The sequence below is a fragment of the Kocuria sp. UCD-OTCP genome (genome assembly GCF_000349605.1).
GTDB classification, from domain to species: domain Bacteria; phylum Actinomycetota; class Actinomycetes; order Actinomycetales; family Micrococcaceae; genus Kocuria; species Kocuria rosea.
This window is the reverse complement of sequence record NZ_AOSQ01000018.1, coordinates 16853-39332: the sequence shown is the minus strand read 5'-3', so window position 1 is coordinate 39332 and position 22480 is coordinate 16853. Positions and strand designations below refer to the sequence as shown.

23 protein-coding genes are annotated in these 22480 nt (G+C 73.9%); 9 read left to right on the top strand and 14 right to left on the bottom strand.

Going from position 1 to position 22480, the window contains the following annotated elements:
• Nucleotides 1-94: 94 nt before the first annotated feature.
• Together H488_RS25485 and H488_RS25480 are read right to left on the bottom strand one after the other, a co-directional pair.
• On the bottom strand, nt 95-568 hold the full coding sequence (locus tag H488_RS25485) for a DUF2867 domain-containing protein (protein WP_017832978.1): 474 nt from the start codon (nt 566-568) through the stop codon (nt 95-97).
• A gap of 54 nt (nt 569-622) precedes the next feature.
• The gene (locus H488_RS25480) at nt 623-1021 is read right to left on the bottom strand and encodes an NUDIX hydrolase (protein WP_017832977.1); all 399 of its coding nucleotides are present in this window, start codon (nt 1019-1021) and stop codon (nt 623-625) included.
• A 155-nt stretch (nt 1022-1176) separates the two neighbouring features.
• Here H488_RS25480 and H488_RS25475 point away from each other — a divergent pair, with 155 nt between their 5' ends.
• On the top strand, nt 1177-2250 hold the full coding sequence (locus H488_RS25475; RefSeq protein ID WP_017832976.1) for a threonine aldolase family protein: 1074 nt from the start codon (nt 1177-1179) through the stop codon (nt 2248-2250).
• An 84-nt stretch (nt 2251-2334) separates the two neighbouring features.
• Here the strand turns inward: H488_RS25475 and H488_RS25470 are convergent, their stop codons facing one another.
• On the bottom strand, nt 2335-2958 hold the full coding sequence (locus H488_RS25470; protein ID WP_017832975.1) for a TetR/AcrR family transcriptional regulator: 624 nt from the start codon (nt 2956-2958) through the stop codon (nt 2335-2337).
• A 105-nt stretch (nt 2959-3063) separates the two neighbouring features.
• On the opposite strand from H488_RS25470, the gene H488_RS25465 reads away from it, so the two are divergent.
• Both H488_RS25465 and H488_RS25460 read left to right on the top strand, forming a co-directional pair.
• Nucleotides 3064-3642 carry a dihydrofolate reductase family protein gene (locus H488_RS25465; protein ID WP_017832974.1) on the top strand — a complete coding sequence of 193 codons (579 nt, stop codon included), beginning with the start codon at nt 3064-3066 and terminating at the stop codon, nt 3640-3642.
• Entirely contained in the window at nt 3639-4352 is a 714-nt protein-coding gene (locus H488_RS25460) for a DUF899 domain-containing protein (RefSeq protein WP_017832973.1), read from the top strand. Before H488_RS25465 ends, H488_RS25460 begins: the two co-directional genes overlap by 4 nt.
• Before the next feature lie 35 nt (nt 4353-4387).
• On the opposite strand, the gene H488_RS25455 is transcribed toward H488_RS25460, so the two are convergent.
• From H488_RS25455 to eat, 5 genes are all read right to left on the bottom strand, one after another.
• The gene (locus H488_RS25455; protein ID WP_017832972.1) at nt 4388-5164 is read right to left on the bottom strand and encodes a 3-oxoacyl-ACP reductase; all 777 of its coding nucleotides are present in this window, start codon (nt 5162-5164) and stop codon (nt 4388-4390) included.
• 82 nt (nt 5165-5246) lie between these two features.
• Nucleotides 5247-6608, bottom strand: a complete 1362-nt coding sequence (locus H488_RS25450) for an aldehyde dehydrogenase family protein (protein WP_017832971.1) — start codon at nt 6606-6608, stop codon at nt 5247-5249.
• Entirely contained in the window at nt 6605-7435 is an 831-nt protein-coding gene (locus H488_RS25445) for a gamma-glutamyl-gamma-aminobutyrate hydrolase family protein (RefSeq protein ID WP_017832970.1), read from the bottom strand. Before H488_RS25445 ends, H488_RS25450 begins: the two co-directional genes overlap by 4 nt.
• Before the next feature lie 105 nt (nt 7436-7540).
• Complete coding sequence (locus H488_RS25440; RefSeq protein WP_017832968.1) at nt 7541-8923, bottom strand: glutamine synthetase family protein; 1383 nt, start codon at nt 8921-8923, stop codon at nt 7541-7543.
• A 71-nt stretch (nt 8924-8994) separates the two neighbouring features.
• Entirely contained in the window at nt 8995-10425 is a 1431-nt protein-coding gene (eat, locus tag H488_RS25435; RefSeq protein WP_017832967.1) for an ethanolamine permease, read from the bottom strand.
• Between the two features lie 181 nt (nt 10426-10606).
• On the opposite strand from eat, the gene H488_RS37410 reads away from it, so the two are divergent.
• Both H488_RS37410 and H488_RS25430 read left to right on the top strand, forming a co-directional pair.
• The gene (locus H488_RS37410; protein WP_154676740.1) at nt 10607-10747 is read left to right on the top strand and encodes a hypothetical protein; all 141 of its coding nucleotides are present in this window, start codon (nt 10607-10609) and stop codon (nt 10745-10747) included.
• A gap of 170 nt (nt 10748-10917) precedes the next feature.
• Nucleotides 10918-11676, top strand: coding sequence for a FadR/GntR family transcriptional regulator (locus H488_RS25430; protein ID WP_017832965.1), 759 nt, complete (start codon nt 10918-10920; stop codon nt 11674-11676).
• Between the two features lie 87 nt (nt 11677-11763).
• Here H488_RS25430 and H488_RS38650 read toward each other — a convergent pair whose 3' ends face one another.
• The 3 genes from H488_RS38650 to H488_RS25420 all read right to left on the bottom strand — a co-directional run bounded on the left by H488_RS38650 (nt 11764) and on the right by H488_RS25420 (nt 15791).
• A complete protein-coding gene (locus H488_RS38650) occupies nt 11764-11865 on the bottom strand; it encodes an MFS transporter small subunit (protein WP_017832964.1) in 102 nt (33 codons plus the stop codon).
• A 1-nt stretch (nt 11866) separates the two neighbouring features.
• Nucleotides 11867-13315 carry an OFA family MFS transporter gene (locus tag H488_RS25425; protein ID WP_043738812.1) on the bottom strand — a complete coding sequence of 483 codons (1449 nt, stop codon included), beginning with the start codon at nt 13313-13315 and terminating at the stop codon, nt 11867-11869.
• A 172-nt stretch (nt 13316-13487) separates the two neighbouring features.
• Nucleotides 13488-15791 carry a glycosyltransferase gene (locus H488_RS25420; RefSeq protein ID WP_017832962.1) on the bottom strand — a complete coding sequence of 768 codons (2304 nt, stop codon included), beginning with the start codon at nt 15789-15791 and terminating at the stop codon, nt 13488-13490.
• A gap of 434 nt (nt 15792-16225) precedes the next feature.
• Here H488_RS25420 and H488_RS25415 point away from each other — a divergent pair, with 434 nt between their 5' ends.
• Both H488_RS25415 and H488_RS25410 read left to right on the top strand, forming a co-directional pair.
• Nucleotides 16226-16876, top strand: a complete 651-nt coding sequence (locus H488_RS25415) for a helix-turn-helix transcriptional regulator (protein WP_017832961.1) — start codon at nt 16226-16228, stop codon at nt 16874-16876.
• Between the two features lie 378 nt (nt 16877-17254).
• On the top strand, nt 17255-18676 hold the full coding sequence (locus tag H488_RS25410) for an FAD-binding oxidoreductase (protein WP_017832960.1): 1422 nt from the start codon (nt 17255-17257) through the stop codon (nt 18674-18676).
• Nucleotides 18677-18685: 9 nt separating this feature from the next.
• Here the strand turns inward: H488_RS25410 and H488_RS25405 are convergent, their stop codons facing one another.
• From H488_RS25405 to H488_RS25395, 3 genes are read right to left on the bottom strand one after another with little or no spacing between them, the layout of a single operon-like run.
• Nucleotides 18686-18997, bottom strand: a complete 312-nt coding sequence (locus tag H488_RS25405) for an AzlD domain-containing protein (protein ID WP_031282740.1) — start codon at nt 18995-18997, stop codon at nt 18686-18688.
• Entirely contained in the window at nt 18994-19728 is a 735-nt protein-coding gene (locus H488_RS25400) for an AzlC family ABC transporter permease (protein ID WP_017832958.1), read from the bottom strand. Before H488_RS25400 ends, H488_RS25405 begins: the two co-directional genes overlap by 4 nt.
• A complete protein-coding gene (locus H488_RS25395) occupies nt 19725-21782 on the bottom strand; it encodes a glycoside hydrolase family 15 protein (RefSeq protein ID WP_017832957.1) in 2058 nt (685 codons plus the stop codon). Before H488_RS25395 ends, H488_RS25400 begins: the two co-directional genes overlap by 4 nt.
• 98 nt (nt 21783-21880) lie before the next feature.
• Here H488_RS25395 and H488_RS25390 point away from each other — a divergent pair, with 98 nt between their 5' ends.
• Entirely contained in the window at nt 21881-22192 is a 312-nt protein-coding gene (locus tag H488_RS25390; protein WP_017832956.1) for a metal-sensitive transcriptional regulator, read from the top strand.
• Between the two features lie 44 nt (nt 22193-22236).
• A complete protein-coding gene (locus H488_RS25385; protein ID WP_017832955.1) occupies nt 22237-22446 on the top strand; it encodes a heavy-metal-associated domain-containing protein in 210 nt (69 codons plus the stop codon).
• Nucleotides 22447-22480: the final 34 nt, after the last annotated feature.

Here is a 22480-nt window from a genome sequence, read left to right as displayed (position 1 = left end):
CGAGGCACTCCCCCCGGCCGCCGGCCGCGTCCACCGGGCGTCACGGTGGCCGGTGAGTCCACGCTACGGCCGGAGCGGCCGGGGCGGAAGAGCCCTAACCGCCCGCCTGCCGCAGGATGTCCGTGGCGAGCCGGCCCAGGACGGCCTTGTGCGGGGCGAGCATGGCGTACCAGTAGGCCCGGCCGGCCGGGCCCGCGGGGCGGAACACCGTGGTCTGGCGGTAGACGAGAGTGCCGTCCGGTCCCGGTTCCAGGCAGATGTCCAGCCAGGCGTCCCCCGGCATCCGCACGACGGACCGCAGCCGCAGCCGCCGCGGCGGCTCGAGGGCCTCGACCGTCCACCAGTCCAGGCGCTCCCCGGCCGCCAGGCGGTCCGGGTGCTCGCGGTGGCGCAGCCGCCCGGGCGGGAGGTTCAGCCGGTTGGCCGTGGCGCGGGCGGCCCAGAGGCGGTCGGTGCTGTACCAGCCGCGCTCGCCGCCGATGCCCTCGACGACCGCCCAGACCGCGTTCCGGTTCGCCGTGGTGGTGCGCTCCACGGTGTCGACGTAGAAACCCCGCGTCTGTGCCATGCCCCTATCCAAGCACGCGCTCCGGGCCCGGACGAGAGGCCGGGCCCGCGGGTCTCAGGCCGGGCGGATCCCGAACCGTGCGAGGTGCTCCAGCAGGCCGTCGGTGGTCTCGAGCCCCGGCAGCTCCTCCGGGGCCACCCAGCGCACGGCGTCGGCGTCGTCGCCGGGGCGCAGCACACCGCCGAGGTAGGTCGCGGCGACGTCGTGCACCTCGTACACGAGGCCCGGTCCCCCGGGGACGTGCACCACCCCCAGCTCGCGCTCCGCGCGGACCCGGGCGCCGGTCTCCTCGAAGGCCTCCCGGACGGCGGCCTCGGCCACGGTCTCGCCCGGCTCCAGCTTCCCGCCCGGCACGCTCCAGCGCCCGCGCTGGGGCTCCCGGGCCCGGCGGACCAGCAGCAGCCGGCCGTCCTCCCCGACGACCACCGCCGCGGCGGCCCGGACGATGCGCATGCCCCGAGCCTACCGACGGCCCGGGCCGGGCGGCCCCGGGCGGGGCCCGGACCGGACTGCCCCGGGCCCGGTGCGGGTCCGGACTGCCCCGGCGGGGGCGCGAGTAGAGTGCGAGTGCCGCCCGGCACACCGCCGATCCACCGGAAGGGCCACCCGTGACCGACTCCGTCCTGTCCCGCCTGCACGACCCCGCCCGGAAGGGCTTCGCCAGCGACAACCACGCGGGCGTCCACCCCGAGGTGCTCCAGGCCCTGGCGACCGCCAACGGCGGGCACGTGGGGGCCTACGGCGCGGACCCCTACACCGAGGCGCTGCAGGACGTGGTCCGCCGGCACTTCGGCGAGCAGGCGGAGTGCTATCCCCTGTTCAACGGCACGGGGGCGAACGTCGTGGCGCTCGCGGCGATGACCGACCGCTGGGACGCCGCGATCTGCACCGCCACGGCCCACGCGCACGTGGACGAGTGCGGCGCCCCCGAGAAGGTCGCGGGCGTGAAGATGCTGGCGGTGCCCACCCCGGACGGGAAGCTCACCCCGGAGCTGATCGACCGGGAGGCGCACGGCTTCGGCTTCGAGCACCACGCCCAGCCCCGCGTCGTCACCGTCACCCAGTCCACCGAGCTCGGCACGGTCTACACGCCCGAGGAGCTGCAGGCGGTCTGCGAGCACGCGCACGGCCTGGGCCTGACGGTCCACCTGGACGGCGCCCGCCTCGCCAACGCCGCCGCGGCCCTGGACGTCCCGCTGCGGGCGCTGACCACCGACGCGGGCGTGGACGTGGTCTCGTGGGGCGGGACCAAGAACGGTCTGATGGGCGCGGAGGCCGTCGTGGTGCTCACCCCGGACGCCGTGCGCCAGCCCCGGTTCGTGCGCAAGCTCTCGACCCAGCTGGCCTCGAAGATGCGCTTCGTGTCCGCGCAGCTGCTGGCGCTGCACACGGGGGACCTGTGGCTCGAGGCGGCCCGCCGCGCCAATGCGATGGCCGGGCGGCTGGCGGCCGGGATCGCGGAGGTCCCCGGCGCCCGGGTGACGCAGACCCCCCAGGCCAACGCGGTCTTCGCGGTGCTCCCGGCCGGGACCACCGCCCGGCTGCAGGAGCGCTGGCCGTTCTACGTGTGGGACCCGGCCGTCGGCGAGGTCCGCCTGATGTGCTCGTGGGACACCACCGAGGAGGACGTGGACGGGTTCGTGGCGGCGCTGCGGGAGGACCTGGTCGCCGCCGCCCGCTGACCGGGCGCCGCTCGCGCGACCGCGGGGTGCCGCCGCCCGGGCTCCTGGGAAACGGCGCAGGTCCCGCGGCACGGGCCCGGCCCGTCAGGCGATCCCGGTGATGATGTCGTCCACGACCCGCTCCGCCCACCGGTCGACCCGCTCGGGACTCTGCCCGCGCAGGGGGCCGTGGACCACGAGCTCCGCGAAGCCGTGCACGGTGCTCCAGCAGGCCCACTCCGCGCCGTCCCGCCGCTCGCGCGAGAGCGCGCCTGCCTCGACCATGCCGTCGAGCTCCTCCACCAGCAGCGCGAACGGCGGCGGCAGGCGGTCGTGGGGGTCGTGGAGCACGTCGCCCGGCCCGCCGCCCGGTCCGAAGAAGGCCGTCGCGAACCACCCCGGCTCGGCCACGGCGAAGGCGATGTAGCCGAGCCCCACCCCGCGGAGCCGGAGCCGCGCCCGGTCCTGCGGATCGAGGTCCCCCGCCACGGGCATCCGCGCCCGCATCCGCTCGGCCATCCGGTCCTGGATCTCGTGCGCGACCGCCGCCAGGAGGGCCTGCCGGTCGGCGAAGTGCCGGTACGCGGCGTTCGGCGAGACGCCCGCCTGACGGGTGACGTCACGCAGCCCCAGGGCCGCCGCACCGCGGGCCCGCGTCGCGGCGAGGCCGGCGTCGACCAGGGCTCTGCGGAGATCACCGTGGTGGTAGGAATCCCGTGTGCGCGGCACCCTTGACCTCTCTTTCCATCGATGTGTACGGTGTACACACTCTACTGGTCCACGGTGCCGCGGGACGACGGCGCACCCTCTGGGCACGGACGGAGGAGTCCCGGCATGCGGACCCTGGTCATCACCGAGAACGTCACTCTCGACGGCGCGGTCGAGATGCTGGACGACTGGTTCGATCCCGCCCGGGAGCCGGACCCGGACCACCTGGCGCTGACCCGCCGGCAGGGGCGGGAGGCCGACGCCCTCCTCCTCGGCCGGCGGACCTTCGAGGACTTCCGCGGCTACTGGCCCCTGCAGAGCCACGACACGACGGGGACCACCGAGTATCTCGACCGGGTGCAGAAGCACGTCGTGTCCTCGACCATGACGGACCCGCAGTGGCGGAACTCGACGGTCCTCACCGGCGACCCCCTCGAGCAGGTGCGTGCGCTGAAGGACCGGCCCGGCAAGGACATCGTCTGCACCGGCAGCATCACCCTGGTCCACGCCCTCATCACGGCCGGGCTCGTCGACGAGTACCGGCTGTTCGTCCATCCCGCCGTCCAGGGCCGCGGTCGCCGGCTGTTCCCGGACGGTCACGTCATCCCCCGGCTCCGGCTGCTCGACGCGCGGTCGTTCGGGTCCGGGGTCACCTACGCCGCGTACCGACCCGCCCGCGGCCGGACACAGGAGGACATGCCATGAACCACCCAGGACGGCCCCGTGTCGTCGACCAGGAGACCTGGCAGCGGGAGCTCGACGCGCTACGCGTCCGGGAGAAGGCCGCCACCCGGGAGCTGGACGCGATCGCGGCGCAGCGCCGCCGACTGCCCATGGTGGAGCTGCCGGACTACACGCTGGAGGGCGAGGACGGGCCGGTCCGTCTCGTCGACGTCTTCGCCGGGAGGCGGCAGCTCATCACCTACCACCACATGTGGTTCCCCGGCCAGACCTGGCAGTGCGGAGGGTGCACGAGCTTCACCTCGCAGTTCACCCGCCTGGACTTCCTCGACCGCTACGACGCCCGGTTCGTGGTCGTCACCCAGGGCCCGATCGACGAGGCGCTCGCCTACCGCCGCCGCGTCGGCAACCGCATGACCTGGTACTCCACCGCCGGCAGCCCGTTCGGCGCCGACGTCGGGGCTCCTCCGGGCGGAGAGTTCGCCCTGAACGTGTTCTTCCGGGACGGGGACACCGTCCACCGCACCTGGCACAGCAGCGGCCGCGGTGTCGAACAGGTCAGCCACACCTTCCCGCTCATCGACCTGCTGCCCTGGGGGCGCCAGGAGGAGTGGCAGGACTCCCCCGAGGGCTGGCCGCAGTCGCCCACCTTCAGCGGGTGGCTCGGCTCAGAGGAGGTCGCCGCCCTCTACGGCGAGGAACCCGTGAACCGCCCCGCCGCCCCCGCCGACTGACCGCGGGGAGCCCGGCTGACCACTTCACGGCGGGGTCACACCGGGGTGACGTAGGCCCCGGCGATCCCCCCGTCCACCAGGAACGTGGCGGCGTTGACGAACGAGGCGTCGTCGCTGGCCAGGAAGGCGACCGCCGCGGCGATCTCCTCCGGCTCCGCGAACCGCCCGGCCGGCACGTGCACGAGCCGGCGCTGGGCCTGCTCGGGGTCCGCGGCGAACAGCTCCTGCAGCAGCGGCGTGTTGACCGGGCCCGGGCACAGCGCGTTGACCCGGATCCCCTCCCGCGCGAACTGCACGCCCAGCTCCCGGCTCATCGAGAGCACGCCGCCCTTCGAGGCGCTGTAGGAGATCTGCGAGGTGGCCGCGCCCATGACGGCCACGAAGGACGCGGTGTTGATGATCGCCCCCCTGCCCTGCTCGCGCATGTACGGGATGGCGTGCTTGCAGCAGTGGAAGACGCTGGTGAGGTTGACCTCCTGCACCCTGCGCCACGCGTCGATCCCGGTGTCCAGGATCGAGCCGTCGTCGGTCGGGTTGATCCCGGCGTTGTTGAAGGCGACGTCCACCGACCCGTAGGCCTCGTAGGTCGCCGCGTAGAGGGCGATCACGTCGGCCTCGTCCGCCACGTCGGTGCGCACGAACAGCCCCCCGACCTCCTCGGCGGCCGCCTCCCCGGCCGCGGGGTTCAGGTCCGCGACGACGACGTGCGCGCCCTCGGCGGCGAGGCGGCGGGCCGCGGCGAGACCGATGCCGCTGGCCCCTCCCGTGATGACGGCGCTGCGGCCGACCAGACGGCGGGCGTTGACCTCCATGGGTCCTCCTTCGGTGATGGGGGTTCGGTGGTGGGGGTTCGGTGGTGGGGGTTCCCCCGCGACGGGTGGTGGAACGGCGGCGTCAGTCGGTGGCCAGGAACACGTTCTTGGTCTCGGTGAACGCCTGCGGGGCGTCCGGGCCGAGCTCCCGGCCGAAGCCGGACTGCTTGAAGCCGCCGAAGGGCGTCCAGTAGCGCACCGAGGCGTGCGAGTTGACGGAGAGGTTCCCGGCGTCGACGGCGCGGGACACCCGCAGCGCGCGGCCGACGTCCCGGGTCCAGATCGACCCGGAGAGCCCGTACTCGGTGTCGTTGGCGATCCGGACGGCGTCCGCCTCGTCCTCGAACGGCACCACGGCGAGCACGGGGCCGAAGATCTCCTCCCGGAACACCCGGGAGTCCGGGGACGGGGTGAGCACGGTCGGCGGGAACCACCAGCCGGGGCCCTCGGGGGCGGTCCCGCGGAAGGCGACCCGGGCGTCGTCGTCGGCGAGGAAGCCGGCCACGGAGTCACGGTGCGCGGCGGAGACCAGCGGGCCCATCCGCGTGCCCTCGTCCCACGGGTCCCCGCAGGCGAAGTCCCGCACGGCTGGCTCCAGCAGCTCCAGGAACCTCTCCAGCACGGAGCGCTGGACCAGCACGCGGGAGCGGGCGCAGCAGTCCTGGCCCGCGTTGTCGAGGGCGCCGGCGGGGGCGGACGCGGCGGCCTGCTCCAGGTCGGCGTCCGCGAAGACGATGTTGGAGTTCTTCCCGCCCAGCTCGAGGGTCAGGCGCTTGACCTGCTCCGCGCAGCCGGCCATGATCCGCCGACCCACCTCGGTGGAGCCGGTGAACACGACCTTGCGGACGGCGGGGTGGGTCACGAAGCGCTCCCCCACCACCGAGCCCCTGCCCGGCAGTACGGTGAGCACGCCCTCGGGCAGACCCGCCTCCAGCGCCAGCTCCCCGAGCCGGATCGCGGTCAGCGGGGTGAGCTCGGCCGGCTTGAGCACCACCGTGTTGCCGGCGGCGAGCGCCGGGGCGAAGCCCCACGCGGCGATCGGCATGGGGAAGTTCCAGGGCACGATCACGCCCACCACGCCCAGGGGCTCGTGGAAGGTGAGGTTGACCCCGCCCTGGACGGGGATCTGCCGCCCCGAGAGCCGCTCGGGCGCCCCGGAGTAGTAGGTCAGCACGTCCCGGACGTTGCCCGCCTCCCAGCGGGCGTTGCCGATGGTGTGCCCCGCGTTGCGGACCTCCAGGGCCGCGAGGTGCTCGAGGTCGGCGTCCACCGCGTCGGCGAAGCGGCGCAGCAGCCGGGCGCGGTCGGCGGGGGCGACGGTCCGCCAGGTCTCGAAGGCCCGCCGGGCCCGTTCGATCGCCGCGTCCGTCTGCTCCAGGGAGGTCAGCTCGACGGTGCCGACGACCTCCTCCGTGGCGGGGTCGATGATCTGCGTGGTGGTCATGGGATGCGGGTGTCCTCTCGCTGTGGAGCGTGCTCTGCCCGGCCGGTCCCCCCGGGGCTGTCGTGCCGGGCGCTGTACTGCCGGGCGCGGTCCTGCGCGTAGCCGTGGGCCACGCGGACGAACCCCTCGAAGAGCCGGGAGTCCTTCCGGTTCTCCTCGGGGTGGAACTGGACGCCGAGCGTCCAGCCGCCCTCGGTGGTCTCCACGGCCTCGACCGTCCCGTCCTCGGCGCGGGCGGTCACCACCAGGCCCTCGGCCACCGTCTCCAGGGCCTGGTGGTGGTAGCACGGGGACCACGCCGTCTCGCCCAGCAGCTCGCGGCAGCGGCTGCCCGGCTCGGTGGCGAACTCGACCTCGCCGTACCGGCCCGGTCCGGGCTGGTAGCGCGCGGCGTTCGCGTTGACGTCCGGCAGGTGCTGGATCAGCGTGCCGCCGAGCGCCACGTTGAGGATCTGGGCGCCGCGGCAGATCGCGAACAGGGGCACCCCGCGCTCCAGGGCCGCCCGGGTCAGGGCGAGGTCGTGCTCGTCGCGGGAGGGCTGGGACGAGGTCAGCTCGTGCCGGTCGGCGCCGTAGAACCGCGGGTCCACGTCCACGCCGCCGATGACGACCAGCCCGTCCACGAGCTCGAGCACCCCCGGGTCCGTGCCCACCGGGGGCAGCAGCAGGGGCGTGCCCCCGGCCGCCGCGACGGCCTCCACATAGGCGCCCGGGACGATCGCCGCCACGGAGCTCCAGACCCCCCAGGAGCCCTCCTGGTAGTAGGTGGTCAGGGCGATCCGCGGCCGGTACCCGGCGCCGCCCGGCTCAGAGGCGCTCGAAGCCACGGCGCAGCTCCCAGTCGGTGACGGCGGCCTCGAAGGCCGCCAGCTCCACGTCGGCGTAGTGCACGTAGTGCTCCACGACGTCCTCGCCGAACAGCNCCGCCCGGCTCAGAGGCGCTCGAAGCCACGGCGCAGCTCCCAGTCGGTGACGGCGGCCTCGAAGGCCGCCAGCTCCACGTCGGCGTAGTGCACGTAGTGCTCCACGACGTCCTCGCCGAACAGCTCCCGCGCGAGCTCCGAGCCGGCCAGCAGGTCCCGGGCCTCGCGCATGGTCGAGGGCACCACGGGAGCGTCGGACTCGTAGGCGTTGCCCTCGGTCATCGGCTCCAGCTCGAGCTCCTGCTCCACGCCGTGCAGCCCGGAGGCGAGCATCGCGGCCAGCGCTAGGTACGGGTTCACGTCCCCGCCGGGGAGCCGGTTCTCCATCCGGGCGGACTGCCCGCTGCCCACGAGGCGCACGGCGCAGGACCGGTTGTCCACGCCCCAGGCCACCGAGGTGGGGGCGAAGCTGCCCTCGACGAAGCGCTTGTACGAGTTGATGGTGGGGGCGTAGAACAGCGTGAACTCGCGCATGGTCCGCAGCACCCCGGCGATGAAGTGCTCGTAGGTGCGGGACCGGGCGTTCCGCTCGCGGTCCCAGAAGACCAGTTCGCCGTCCGGCCCGCGCAGGGACATGTGGATGTGGCAGGAGCTGCCCTCGCGCTCGTTGGGCTTGGCCATGAAGGTGATGGACTTCCCCTGCTGGTGGGCGATCTGCTTCGAGGCCAGCTTGTAGACCACGTGGTTGTCCGCGGTGACCATGCCCTCGTCGTAGCGGAACGCGATCTCGTGCTGGCCCAGGTTGCACTCGCCCTTCGCGGACTCCACGGTCAGCCCGGCCGCGTACATGGCGTTGCGGATCTCCCGCAGCAGCGGCTCGACCCGCTGGGAGCCCAGCACGGAGTAGTCCACGTTGTACTGGTTGGCCGGGACCAGGTTCCGGTAGCCGGCGTCCCAGGCGTCCTCGTAGCTCGTGTTGTAGACGCAGAACTCCAGCTCGGTGCCGGTGACCATGGTGAAGCCCATGTCCCGGGCGCGGTCGAGCTGGCGGCGCAGCATGGACCGCGGGGACATCGGGATGGGCTGTCCGCCGTGGCCGGTGAGGTCGCACTGGATGAGGACCTGGCCGGGGTTGTGCGGCATCAGCCGGATCGTGTCGAGGTCCATGGCGAACTCCATGTCCCCGTAGCCCGAGGACCAGCTGCTGATCGAGTACCCGCCCACCGTGTTCATCTCGGTGTCCACGGCCAGCAGGTAGTTGCAGCCCTCGGCGCCCTCGTCGAGCACCGAGTCGAGGAAGAACTGCGCGTGGTTGAGCTTGCCCTGGAGCCGGCCCTGCATGTCGGTGAAGGCCAGGACCACGGTGTCCACGAGCCCGTCGGCCACGTGCTGCCGCAGCTGCTCGACGGTGAGCATCCGGTCGTTGCGCGGGTGCTGGGGAGTCTCGGTCATGGGTCCGGTCCTTCGTCGCTGGGATCGCTGGGGTGCTGGGGTCGCTGGGCGGGGAGTCGGGCGGAACGGGGTCAGTGCAGGTCCGCCTCGGCGGTGCGGATCTGCGCGAACTCCTCCTCGGGGGCGTGGCCCACGAGGCGGTGGCGGCTGTAGAACCAGTAGTAGGCGAGGAAGACGACGAACACGAGGGCCGTGATGGACGCGGCGAGCACGTCGACCAGGAACGTGGCGACCACGGCCACGAGCGCCAGGACCAGGGCGATGCCGGTGGTGACCACGCCGCCCGGGGTGCGGTAGCCGCGCGGGAGGTCCGGCTCGCGCAGCCGCAGCACGATGTGGGAGAGGTTCAGCAGCACGTAGGAGACGGTGGCGCCGAAGACCGCGATGTTGATGAGCAGTCCGCCGTCGCCCGTCACGGCCGCGAGCACGAAGCCCACGGTGCCGGGCACGATGAGGGCGACCCACGGGGTCCGGCGCTTGCCGGTCAGCGAGAGGAACCGGGGCAGGTACCCCGCCCGGGAGAGCGCGAACAGCTGCCGGGAGTACGCGAACATGATGGAGAAGAAGCTCGCGACCAGCCCGGCCAGGCCCGCGTAGTTGACGATGTCCGCCATGACGCTGTCCGCCCCGGCGACCGTGCGGATGGCCTCCGGCAGCGGGTTGTCCGAGGTGCTCATCGCCTCCGACCCGGCCGCCCCGGGCACCAGGATCAGCATGAGCGCGCCGGAGACCAGCAGGAAGGCCATGGCCACGATGATCCCGCGCGGCATGTCCCGGCGGGGGTCGGCGGTCTCCTCGGCGGCCAGCGGCACGCCCTCGATCGCCAGGAAGAACCAGATCCCGTAGACCAGGGCGGCCATCGCCCCCGCGTAGCCCATGGGCAGGAACGAGCTCGCCCCCACGGCGTCGTTCGGGACGATGTCGAAGAGGTTGGCGGCGTCGAAGTGCGGCACGAGCGCGACGACGGTCACTCCCAGCGCGAGGACCGCGACCAAGGTGATCCCGAACATCAGCTTCAGCGCCTCGCCCACCCCGTACATGTGGATGCCCATGAACACCAGGTAGGTCACCAGGTACACGGGCCAGGAGTTGGTGATCCCGAACAGGCCCAGCGCCTCGATGTAGCCGCCGATGAACGTGGCGATCGCCGCCGGGGCCACGGCGTACTCGATGAGCACGGCCATCCCGGTGGCGAAGCCGCCGAGGGGGCCGAGGGCCCGGCGGGCGAACCCGTACCCGGCGCCGGCCGTGGGGAGGGTCGAGGAGAGCTCGGCGAGGCCGAAGACCATGCAGGTGTACATGAGGCCCATGAGCACGAAGGCGATGAGCAGCCCGCCCCACCCGCCCTCGGAGAGCCCGATGTTCCAGCCGGAGAAGTCCCCGGAGATGACGTAGGCGATGCCCAGGCCCGCGAGCAGGACCCACCCGGCGGCGCCGGAGCGGAGCTGGCGGTGCTGGAAGTACTCGTCGGTGCGGGTGGGCTGTGCTGGGGATTCGGGCATGGGACGATCCCTCCGGGATTCCACAAAGGTCTGAAAACAGACGTTTGGCGCGAGTGGTCACAGTCTGTGGGCTGCCCCGTGCCCCGTCAAGACCCCGCGGCGCACGGCCGGGCGGCCGCCGGGCCGGGCACGGACCGCGTCGCGGTGGAGCCGGCCTCCCGGATGCCGCAGAATGGTGGGCATGAACCAGACCACGTCCTCAGCCACTGACCGCCCCGGCCGCGCCCGCTCCTGGGCCCTCATCGCCATCACGGCGGGCTTCCTCGTCTCCGCCGCCCTGATCATCGCGGTGGGCGTGGTCGCCATCGACCTCACCCACTAGGACCTCGGCCGGCCGTCCCGGCCGGAGGCAGCGGCGCGCCGTCCGGACCGGGCGGCGCGCCGCTGCTGCCCGTGGCCCCGGCCGGCGCGGTGGGCGGGGTCCCGCCGGAGGCGGTCCCCGGGGACCGTGACACCATGGGCGCACGTCGCACCGCAGGGAGGAGCGCCACCGTGAGCGATCCCGTCCAGCACCCCCGCATCCGGCCCGTACGCCAGGGCAACGCCTTCGAGGAGGCCGTGGAGCGGATCCTCGACTCGATCCGGCTCGGCCTGTTCCGCCGGGGCGAGCGGCTCCCGCCCGAGCGGGAGACCGCGGCGATGCTCGGAATCTCGCGCGCCACGCTCCGGGAGGCCCTGCACGAGCTCCAGGTCGCCGGGGTCCTGGAGGTGGTCCGGGGCCGGTACGGCGGGACCTTCGTGACCGGCCGCACCGCCCTGCCGGACGAGGCCCTCCCCCCGGTGGACCCCGCGGACGTCGAGGACGTGCTCGTGTTCCGCGCCGTGGTCGAGCCCGCCGCGGCGGAGCTGGCCGCGGCGGCGTCCCTCAGTGCGGCCGCCCGGGAGCACCTGCTCGCGTGCCTGCGGCAGGTCGAGGAGAGCGCCCCGGAGGACTACCGCCCCGCCGACGCACGCTTCCACATCGCGGTGGCCGAGCTGGGCGGCTGTCCCAGCCTGGTCCGCGCCGTCGCGGAGGTGCGCTCGCGGGCCAGCGACCTGCTGGACCGGATCCCCGTCCTGCCGGTCAACCTCGAGCACTCCGACCGCCAGCACCGCGAGCTCACCGACGCCGTCCTGGCCGGCGACGCCCCCGCCGCCCGGGCCGCCTCCCTCGCCCATCTGGAGGGCACGGCCGCGCTGCTGCGCGGTTTCCTCGGCCACGCCGGGCAGTCCGACGACGACGCCCCCGGGGACGACCGCGGCCCGGTGTGACCCGCCGCCCGAGCAGCGGCCCGGTCAGGACGCGCCCGGCCCGTCAGCCGGTCGTTCAGCCGGTCGTTCAGCCGGTCGTTCAGCCGGTCAGACGAACAGCGCGGTCACCCGCGTGAGGGTCATCGTCACTCCGTAGGCGAGCGGGACCCCGACGAGGACCCAGCCCAGTGCCAGTCGTGCACGGCTCATGTCATGCCTCCTTCGGGGAGAGCTCGGTGTCGGACGTGCGCGAGGACTCGGTGCCGGCCTTCCCGGAGGCCTCGGTGCCGGACGCCGCGCTCCGGCGCTCGGGCTCGTGGTACTTGGCGTCCACGGGCTTGACCAGGAGGTTGGCGACGAAGCCGACGACCAGCAGGCCGACCATGGTCAGCAGCGCCGGCTGGTACGCCTGCGCCGTGAGCTCCCCGGGGGTGCCCTGGGCGTCGAGGAACGCGTTGACGATGAGGGGCCCGGCGATGCCCGCGGCGGCCCACGCCGTGAGCAGGCGGCCGTGGATGGCCCCCACCTGGAAGGTCCCGAAGAGGTCCCGCAGATAGGCCGGCACCGTGGCGAAGCCGCCGCCGTAGAACGAGATGATGACGAAGGCCAGCAGCACGAACAGCAGCGTGGAGGTCGAGCCGAACAGCGCCAGCACGGTGTAGAGGACCGCCCCGACACCGAGGTAGACCATGTAGATGCGCTTGCGGCCCAGGACGTCCGAGGTGGTGGACCACACGAAGCGCCCGCCCATGTTGCCGATGGACAGCAGGCCCACGAAGCCGCCGGCCACGGCCGCCGTCACGAGGGAGGCGCCGTCCGCCTGGCGGAAGAAGTCCTGGATCATGGGGGCGGCCTGCTCGAGGATGCCGATGCCGGCGGTCACGTTGCAGAACAGCACGATCCACACCAGCCAGAACTGCCGGGTGCGGATCGCGTTGCGGGCCGAGACGTGGTTCTTGGTGACGAGGGCCTTCGACTCGACCTTCGAGGGCTCGAACCCCTCGGGCTTCCAGTCCTCCGCGGGAACCTTGATGGTGAACGCGCCGAAGAGCATGTAGGCGAGGTAGACGACCGCGAGGGTCAGGAACAGCTTGCCGACGGCCTCCCCGCTCGCCACCCAGCCCTCGGTGCCGGAGTTCGGGTCGTAGAAGTTGAGCAGGGCCGCGGAGAGGGGGCTGGCGATCAGCGCGCCGCCGCCGAAGCCCATGATCGCCATGCCCGTGGCGAGGCCGGGGCGGTCGGGGAACCACTTGATCAGCGTGGAGACGGGCGAGATGTAGCCGATGCCCAGGCCGATGCCGCCGATGACGCCGTAGCCCAGGTAGACGAGCCAGAGCTGCTCGGTGAAGATGCCGAGCGCGCCGACCAGGAACCCGCCGGACCACAGCAGCGCCGCGGTGAACATGGCCCTGCGCGGCCCGCCGGTGTCCACCCACGTGCCGAAGACGGCGGCGGACAGGCCCAGCATCACGATGGCGATGGAGAAGATGATGCCGATCTGGGTCAGGCTCGCGTCGAAGTGCGCCACCAGCGCGTTCTTGTACACGCTGGTGGCGTAGGCCTGACCGATGCACAGGTGCACCGCGAGGGCGGCCGGCGGTATGAGCCAGCGGTTGAATCCCGGCGGTGCCACCGAGTGCTGCCGATCAAGCCATCCCATGCCCCGACTCCTCATCTGGTGCGGACACTGCGCGAAGGGCGCGTCCGGGACGGAATTCGCACGTCCCGGCCCGGCGCCCAAGGGTGAAGCATGTCACACGGACGGGAGAACTGGAAAGCAACCTGCCGACCGGCCGCGCCGGAGCGCGCCGGAGCGGGCCGGAGCGGGCCGCTCATCCTCCGCGCAGGGCCCGCCACGCACGCCGCCAGAAGGCGAGGAAGCCCTTCTCCGCCACGACCAGCTCGAGCCGTTCGATCTGCCGGGTCTGGGCGCGGACCACGTCCAGGAGCTCGTGCGCGAGCTCCTCGGCGGCGTCCAGCCTCCGGTGCAGGGCGCAGGCCTCCTCCGCCGCCGCCCGCCGCAGGTAGAGCGGCAGGCCGATCCCGTGCTCCGCGCTCCACTGCCTGAGGTGGCGCTCGCGCACCGCCGCCTCGCCCCGCGCCGCGGCGAACCCGTCGGTCCGGTCCCGCCGGGCGGTCGGGCGCGCGGGGAGCAGGCCCACGGTGAACGTCTCCAGGAAGCGGAGCACGAACTCCCAGCGCTCCGCGGTACCGATGGTCTCGTCGTAGTCGCCCAGCACCCCGTGCACCGCCCGCCGGTACAGGAACGGCGCGTCGACCGCGGTGCGGTCGCCGTCCAGCACGTCGGTGAGGGTGAGGGCCTCCCGGTCCGCCCGCACGAGATCCCGTCCCGGCCGACCGGCCGGGACGTCTCGGCCGGTCCCGGGCGGATTCTCGGTCGGCACCACGACCCCGTCGTCGGTCACGAGGGGATCCTCGAGGTGCGCCACCGCGCGTTGCAGGAGCTCGGGCGGCAGGGGCTCCGAGCCGTCGTGCAGGACGACGAGCTCAGACTCCCCTGCCCGCAGCCCACGGTTGGCGGCCGCCGCGGCACCGAAGGCCCTGCGGTGGTGGAGGACCGTCGCGCGCCCCGCGAGCTCGTCCCGGCGCGGCGCCAGGACCGCGTCCACCTCGGCGGGGTCCCCGCCCTCGTCCACGAGGACCAGTCGCCAGTCGGTGAACGTCTGCGCCAGGAGGTCGTCGACGGCCCGGCCCAGGCGCGCCGGGGCGTCGTGGTGCCGCAGCAGGACCGCGACGGTGGGCCGCTCGGACGGCACCGCGGGAACGGTGTACCGGCGGCGGAGGGCACGCACCACCGGGGCACCGACCCCGCGCGGCGCCGCCACCGTTCCCACCGCGGGCCGGGCCTCCTGCCCGCGGAGCGCCCCGGCCACGTCGTCCCACCACCGGGCCGCCGCTTCCCGGACCGCCGGCTCGGCGTCCGCCAGCGCGGCGCGCACCGCCCCCCGGTGCTCCACGGCCTCCGCCGCCCACTGCTGGACGGCCGCGCGGGTGTCCCACGCCACGTCGCCGGGGGTGAGCAGCGCCGCCAGGGGAACGACGGCACCTTCCAGCCCCCAGCGGCTCAGCACGCCGTTCATGTCGTCCGTGGAATATTTGTCCGGGCCCACCGGGAGGACGACGGCCCGCGCCGCGAGGCCGAGGGCCGCACCGCGGGAGCAGGTGGTCAGGACCCAGTCCGCCCGGAGCGCCTCCGTGCCGGCCTCTCCCGGAGCCGCACGCACCCGGTGGACGTCGTCCGGCAGCAGCGCGGCCACGTCCGCCGCGAACTCCTCGTCGGCCGGGGCGCCGCCGCATGCCAGGAGCGTGACCGCTGCGCCCGTCCGGTGCACCAGGGCGTCCAGCAGGGCGGCGAGCACCGGGGCGAGCCGCTCCGCCGGGAAGGGACCGGCCGGCCGCCGCACTGCGGCGAGGATCCGCGGCGGCCCCGCCGGCGCCCCCGGCTCCTCCGCCGACCCGCCCAGCTCGTCCTGCCGCTCGGCCCGTCCGTCCGGATCCTCCGACTCCGCGGCCGGCCCCTCCCACTCCTCCTGCTCCCGCCCGGCCGGGGCGCCCCGCTCTCCTGGGCGACGTGTCGGCCCGTCCTGCTCGAGCGGTCGCGCCGGGGCGGCGGGAGGCGGGAGAAGGAGCGCGTCCTCCCAGCCGACGCGCAGGCCGGGGTGCTCGGGGCACAGCCGGCGGGCCACCGCCAGGGACGTCTCGTCCCGCAGCCCCACGAGGGAGGCGACCGGGAGGAGCCGGCGCACGGCCTCCTCCGGGACGGCATCGGGGTCGAGGGCCAGGCCGGTGACGACGACCGGCCGGCCCGCCGCCGCAGCGGCCCTCGCCCGGTCGAGCCAGAGGAGCAGCCCGGTGTCGCCCACGGGAGCATCCGCCCCGAGGCCGGCCAGCAGGAGCGCCTCCGCCTCGGACCGCGGTGCGGGATCGCCGCCTGCGGGCCCGTGCTCCCGGAGACCCTCCTCCCCCGCGGTCGAGAGCACCGGATCCGCCCCCGGATCGAGGAGCCGGGGGGCGAGGCCGCGCAGGGAGAGCTCCTCGAGGAGTCCGTGGAGTTCGCGAGCCGCTCCCGGCCGGAGTCCCTGCCCGCCCGATCCCGGGAGAACGTCGATGTGCATGACGGTACGGACCTTTCCTCGACCGGTGCGGGCTCCCCCATTCTTCCAGTCGCACCGCTTCCACCAGCCCTGGCCCCGGCCACGCGCGAGCAGGAAGAGACATCTCACCGCCGGCCCCCGGCACGGCCCGTCGGGCGGCGTGCGGTGTGCGGTGTGCGAAGTTGCAGGTCCGCACGGAATCGCCTTGCCCGCGCGCGGGCGGGTCCGCCACTGTGGAGGAACACACTGCACCATCTCCGCCGGCGGCGCCCGCCCGGAGGACCCCCTGCCCCGACGGCCCCCGCCACACTGCCCTATATTCCACAAAGGACATATGGGCGTTCGGCGCCGGTCCCGCCGCAGGACACGGCCCTCCCGCTGCCGGAGCGGACCGGCGATCCCCGGCCGCGGAGATCCCGCCCACCTCACAGCGGGAGACGTCGAGGAGTCCCACCATGTTGAGCGCCGCCGTGATCAGCCCCCAGCCCATGACGCGCATCGCGATGCAGCGCGAGGCCGTCGAGCACCCCGAGCACGGCGTGCGCGTGAGCGCGGTGGCGGGCAGCGTCCCGGAGTTCCTGGCCGAGAACCCGGCCGAGGAGATGGTGGTCCTGCTGAGCCTGAACACCCTGGACGGCCGCAACCTCGTGCAGAACGTCACGGACCTCACCGCACAGGAGCACACCGTGGTGGTGCTGGTGCCCCCGGACGACCTCGCCCGGGTCCGTTCCGCCTTCACGTGCGGGGCGGCCGGCGCCGTGGGGAAGTGGGAGCCCATCCGGACCGTCTTCCGCACCATGCGGCTCTCCCGGCAGCTGGGCCACTTCGTGAGCGACGTGCTCCAGTCGGCTCTGGCCGAGCTGCCAAGCAAAGCTCCCGCGAAGCTCTCCGCCCGGGAGCGCCAGGTGCTCGCGCTCTACGTGGACGGACTCCAGGAGCAGGAGGTGGCCGCGCTGCTGGAGATCGCCGAGTCCACGGTGGAGGAGCACCTCAAGCGGATCCGCCGCAAGTACGCAGCGGTGGAGCGGCCGGCCCGCACCAAGCTCGAGCTCTACAAGCGGGCCATCGAGGACGGGATCATTCCCCCGGTGCTGCCGCTCGCCTGAGCACGGGATCGGACGTTCCCCGCGTCCACGGGCCGCCCCGTCCGGCCCACGCCCGGCCGAACGGTGCCCGGACGGGTGAGCCCGGACCGTCGTGCCCGGACCGTCGTGCCCGGACCGTCGTGCCCGGACCGTCGTGCCCGGACCGTTGTGCGCGGACCGTTGTGCCGGGCCGGGGACGCTCCTACTCTGGAGACAGCGCCACTGTGCGCCGTTCCGCATCCCCCCGCACCGGAACTCCAGCCTCGGCGGGGCCGAGCGCCCGGACCGCTCCGAGTCCGCCCGTGACCCTTCCGGCATCGCCGACGACGGTCCGCGCACCGCCGTCGAGCACGAGCACCAGCCCGGGGGCGCGCGCCCCGCCCACAGGAAGCCAGCCCCATGAATGCCGTGGACCGCGGGGAGCACGACCAGGAGATCGCCCGAGAGCTCGAGAAGCTGCGCACCCATCTCACAGGGACGCTGGTCGAGCCCGACGACCCGCTCTACGACGAGGCGAGACGGGTCTGGAACGGCATGGTCGACGTGCGGCCCCGCGCTGTCGTGCAGGCCGGCGCGGTGTCCGACATCGACCCGGTGCTGGCCGCCGCGCAGCACACGGACCTGCCGCTGGCGGTCCGCGGCGGCGGGCACAACGTGGCCGGCCACGGCACCGTGGAGGGCGGGCTCGTCCTGGACCTCGGCGCGCTGCGGCGGGTCGAGGTGGACCCGGAGACCCGGCGCGTGACCGTGGAGCCGGGCGCCACCCTGGCCGACGTCGACCGCGCGACCGTCCCGCACGGTCTCGCGGTGCCCCTCGGCGTGGTGAGCGCCACCGGGGTCGCGGGCCTGACCGTGGGCGGCGGCGTCGGCTGGCTGACGCGCAGCAACGGCCTGAGCCTCGACAACCTCGTGGACGCCGAGGTGATCACCGGGACGCGGGAGCACCTGCACGCCAACGCGGAGCACAACCCGGACCTGTTCTGGGGCATCCGCGGCGGCGGGGGGAACTTCGGCATCGTGACCTCCTTCACGTTCCGGGCCAGGGAGCTGCCCGCGTCCGTGCTGGGCGGGAACCTGATCTACGGGCGCGAGCACTGGCGCACGGCCCTGCAGGCCTTCGCCCGCTGGACCGACGACCTGCCGGACGAGATGAACGGCATCGTCTCGATCCTCCGGTTCCCGCCGAGTTTCGGGATGGGCGACGAGCCCTGGCTGATCATCGGCTTCGCCTGGATGTCGCCCGATCACGCCGAGGGCCTGCGCCTGGTCGACCGGCTGCGGGCCGACGCCCCGCCGGACGAGGAGGAGGTCGGCCCGGTGCAGTGGACCGAGTGGCAGTCGGCCATGGACGAGCTCTTCCCCAAGGGGGCCCGCGGCTACTGGAAGAACGCCTCGTTCTCCCGTCTCGACGACGAGGTGGTCGACGCCCTGCTCGGCGCGGCCTCGGAGATCACCTGGTTCGGCACGGGCATCGACATCCACCACATGGAGGGGTTCTGCGGGCGGGTGCCCGCCGGCGCCACCGCCTTCCCCAACCGGTCCGCGCGGTACTGGCTCAACGTCTACGGCTACTGGCCGGACGCCGCCGACGACGCCCGCCTCACCGCGTTCGCCCGGAAGGCCCACGCCGCCGTGGAACCGTTCGCCGACGCGGGCCTCTACGTGAACTTCCTCGGTGCCGAGCACGGCCCCGTCACGCCCGAGACCGCGCGGCAGGCCTACGGGGAGCGGACGCACCGGCGTCTCGTCGAGCTGAAGAACCGCTACGACCCGGGCAACCTGTTCCGGCTCAACCACAACATCCTGCCGAACGTCGCCTGACGCGAGGCGTCAGGGCGCGCCGAGCAGCCGGAGCACGGCCGCCGCGACCGCCCCCAGCACCACCACCAGCAGGAACGGGGCCCGCAGCATCAGGGCCGTCCCCGCCACGAGCAGCGCGCCCAGCCGGGCGTCCAGCACCAGCTCCCGGCCGGAGCCGAACGCGTTCATGACCACGAGCGCGGCGAGCAGGCCCACGGTGACGGTGCCGGCCATGCGCCCGACGCGCGGGTCGTCCAGCACCCGGTCCGGCACGAGGTAGCCGACGAGCTTCAAGGCGTAGGCGAGCGCGCACGCCCCGAGCACCCAGAACCACATGCTCACGCCTCCGTCCCCTCGGCGCCGGGGCCGGACGCCGCGCCGGACGGGGCCGGCCCGGGCCCGCGGGAGCGGCCCAGGAACGCCGCGACCACGGCGGCCACGAGGATCGGCAGGCCCGCCGGCAGCACCGGGATCGTCAGGGCCGTGACGAGGCCGCAGACCACCGCGACCGCCACGGGCTCCCGGGCGCTCAGCCGCGGCCACAGCAGGCCCAGGAACGCGGCCACCGCGGCGCCGTCCAGGCCCCACCGCGCGGGATCGCCGAGGGCGTTGCCCAGCAGGGCGCCCAGCACGGTGAACAGGTTCCAGAGCACGAACACGCCCAGGCCCGCGGTCCAGAAGCCCCGCCGCTCCTCGACGGGGTGGACCTGGGAGGACGCGGCCGCGTTGGACTCGTCGATGGTCACGTGCGCGGCGAGGAGCCGGCGCCAGCCCCGCGGGCGGACGAGGGCGTTCATGCTCATCCCGTAGACGGCGTTGCGGATCCCGAGCAGCGTGGCGGCGCCCAGCGCCGAGGCCCCGGCCCCTCCGCCCGAGACCACGCCGATGAAGGCGAACTGGGAGCCGCCCGTGAACATGAGCGCGGACAGGGCGACGGTCTGCCAGAAGGTCAGTCCCGCCGCCACGGACAGGGCGCCGAAGGAGATGCCGTACAGCCCGGTGGCCACGGACACGGACAGCCCGATCCGGACCGCCGGCGAGGACCGCCAGTCGACCGGAGCCGCGTGGCTCACGAGGCGCCTCCGGCGACGGCGGACGACCCGCCCGTGCCGGCCCCGGCCGCAGCCGGGGTCTCGGCCGGGCTCTCGTGCGGCGCCGCCGGGGCGCGGCGCCCCTGGGCGGCGTCGAGGGCGTCCAGGGCCTGGACGAGGGCGAGGTGGGTGAAGGTCTGCGGGAAGTTGCCGGTCATCCGCCGCTGCTCGGGCGACCATTCGGTGGAGAGCAGCCCGAGGTCGTTGGCGCGGGACAGCACGGAGTCCACGAGCTTCCGGGCGCTGTCCGTGCGGCCCGAGCGCGCGTACTGGGCGGCGAGCCACAGGGACGCGCCGAGGTGCGGGTTGTCCTGGCCCGGGAAGCCGTCCACCCCGATGACCCCGGCGTACGCGTCGGGGTCATCGGGGTCCACCGGGCCCAGGACGTTGCGGTAGCGGTGGATGAGCCCGCTGGGGTGCCGCAGCTCCTCCTCGATCCGCCGCACGGTGCCGAGCATCCGCTCGTCGTCGTAGGCCACGAACCCCACCTGCGGCAGCTGGAGCAGGGAGGCGTCCACGGTCTTCGCCCCGTAGTACTGCACGAAGGAGCCGACCTCGGGGTCGTAGCCGCTGGTCCAGATCTCCTCCGCGAGGGCGTCCCGCAGCTGCTCCCACAGCTGCGCGTCGCCGGGCAGGCCGTGCACGCGCACGGCGTCCACGCCGCACTGGAGCGCCGCCCACATCAGCACGCGGGAGTGCGTGTAGTACTGCCGTTCGCCGCGCATCTCCCAGAGGCCCTGGTCCGTGACCTCGTAGTTCTCCACGACCGAGCGCAGCATCGCCTGCTGCAGGGGCCAGGAGAGGTGGTCCTCCACGGCGCCGCGCCGGCGGAGCTTCTCGAACACCACCATGACGTGCCCCACGGCGTCCGACTGGTGCTGGCCCGCGGCGCCGTTGCCCTCGCGGACCGGCCGGGAGCGCTCGTAGCCGGGCAGGTCGAGCTGGTGCTCGCGCCCGCGGCGCTCCCCCGCGACCCCGTAGATGTTCTGCAGGTCGTGCGGGTCGCCCGCCACGGCGCGCAGGAGCCAGTTGCGCAGCTGGGCGGCCTCGCGGTCGTGGTCGTGGTCGAGCATGACCTCGAGGGCCATCGCGGCGTCCCGCAGCCAGGCGAAGCGGTGGTCCCAGTTGCGCTCCCCGCCCACCACGTCCGGCAGGGACGTGGTGGGGGCGGCCACGAGCCCGCCCGTCTCCTGGTGCATCAGCGCCCGCACCACGAGCAGCGAGCGCCGGACCACGTCCGAGCGCCGGGCCACGGCGTGGCCGCGGACCGGGACGATGTGCACCGGCTCGTCCTCCCCGACGGCCGGCGGGGAGTACAGCCCGGACCAGTCCTGCCACAGCTCCACGGTCCGGGTGAGCTGCTCGTTGACGTCGACCGGCGCCGGGGGCGTGCGGTGGGACGGGAAGTGCGTGAGGACGAAGTCCCGTGCCTGGCCGGCGGAGACGGTGAAGGTCCCGCGGTGGCGGCGCTCGTCGTCGTCGTCCGTGGACTCGGGGAGGGGCTCACCGCGCAGGACGAGGGCGTCCGGGCCGGCCATGGCCACGAGCATGGGGGGCGCGGGGTCGCCGCCGCCGGGGTCCTCCTCCCCCTCGAAGCGGCTGACCCAGGGGACCACGGCGCCGTAGCCGAAGCGCACCCGCAGCTCGTGGTACATCTCGACCTCGCCGGTGAGGCCCTCGACGCGGCGGACCACGTCCGTGCGGGAGGTCAGCGGGAGGAAGTCGGTCACGCGCACGGACCCCGAGTCGGTGACCCACACGGTCTGCAGCACGAACGTGTTCTCCACGTAGAACCGCTCGGCGACCTGGGCGCCGCTGTCCTCCTCGTCGAGGACCTCGCCGTCGGCCCCCTCCGCGACCGTGCACGCGGGGGCGAGCAGCCACCGCCCGTGGTCGGGCTCCCCGAGCAGGGCGCCGAAGACCGAGGGGGAGTCGAACCGGGGCGCGCACAGCCAGTCGATGGACCCGGTGCGGGAGACGAGCGGACCCGTGCGCATGTTCGAGAGCAGGGCGTAGTCCTCGATCAGTGAAGCCATGCCTCAAGATTGGCACATCGCCGGGCCGCGGCGGACCGGCCGCTTGAGCTATACCCCCAAGGGGTATATAGTGGCCGCAGGACGACCGAGGAGGACCCATGACCCAGACCCCGCCGCACGGGTACACCCAGGACAAGGACGCGTACCTCAAGCGCCTGCGGCGCATCGAGGGCCAGGTCCGGGGCATCCACCGGATGGTCGAGGAGGACAAGTACTGCATCGACGTCCTCACCCAGATCTCCGCGATCCAGTCGGCCCTCAAGGCCGTGAGCCTGGGCCTGCTGGACGAGCACCTGAGCCACTGCGTCGTGGGCGCCGTCGAGGCCGCCCAGGAGTCCGGGGACGTCACGAGCGTCGACGACAAGCTCCAGGAGGCGTCCGCGGCCATCGCGCGCCTGCTCAAGAGCTGACCCACCCCGCTGAACCACCCCACCGAAACCCCGAGGAGCCCATCGTGCAGACCACCGTCAACGTTTCCGGAATGACCTGCGGCCACTGCGTCAGGTCCGTCACCGAGGAGCTCACCGAGCTGGAGGGCGTCGAGTCCGTCGACGTCGACCTCGTGGCCGGCGGGGTCTCCCCCGTGGTCGTGACGTCCACCCGCGAGCTGTCGGCGGCCGAGATCGAGGAGGCCGTCGAGGAAGCGGGGTACACCGTTGCCTGAGACCCGCACGCCCGTCCCCACCGAGGTCACCGGG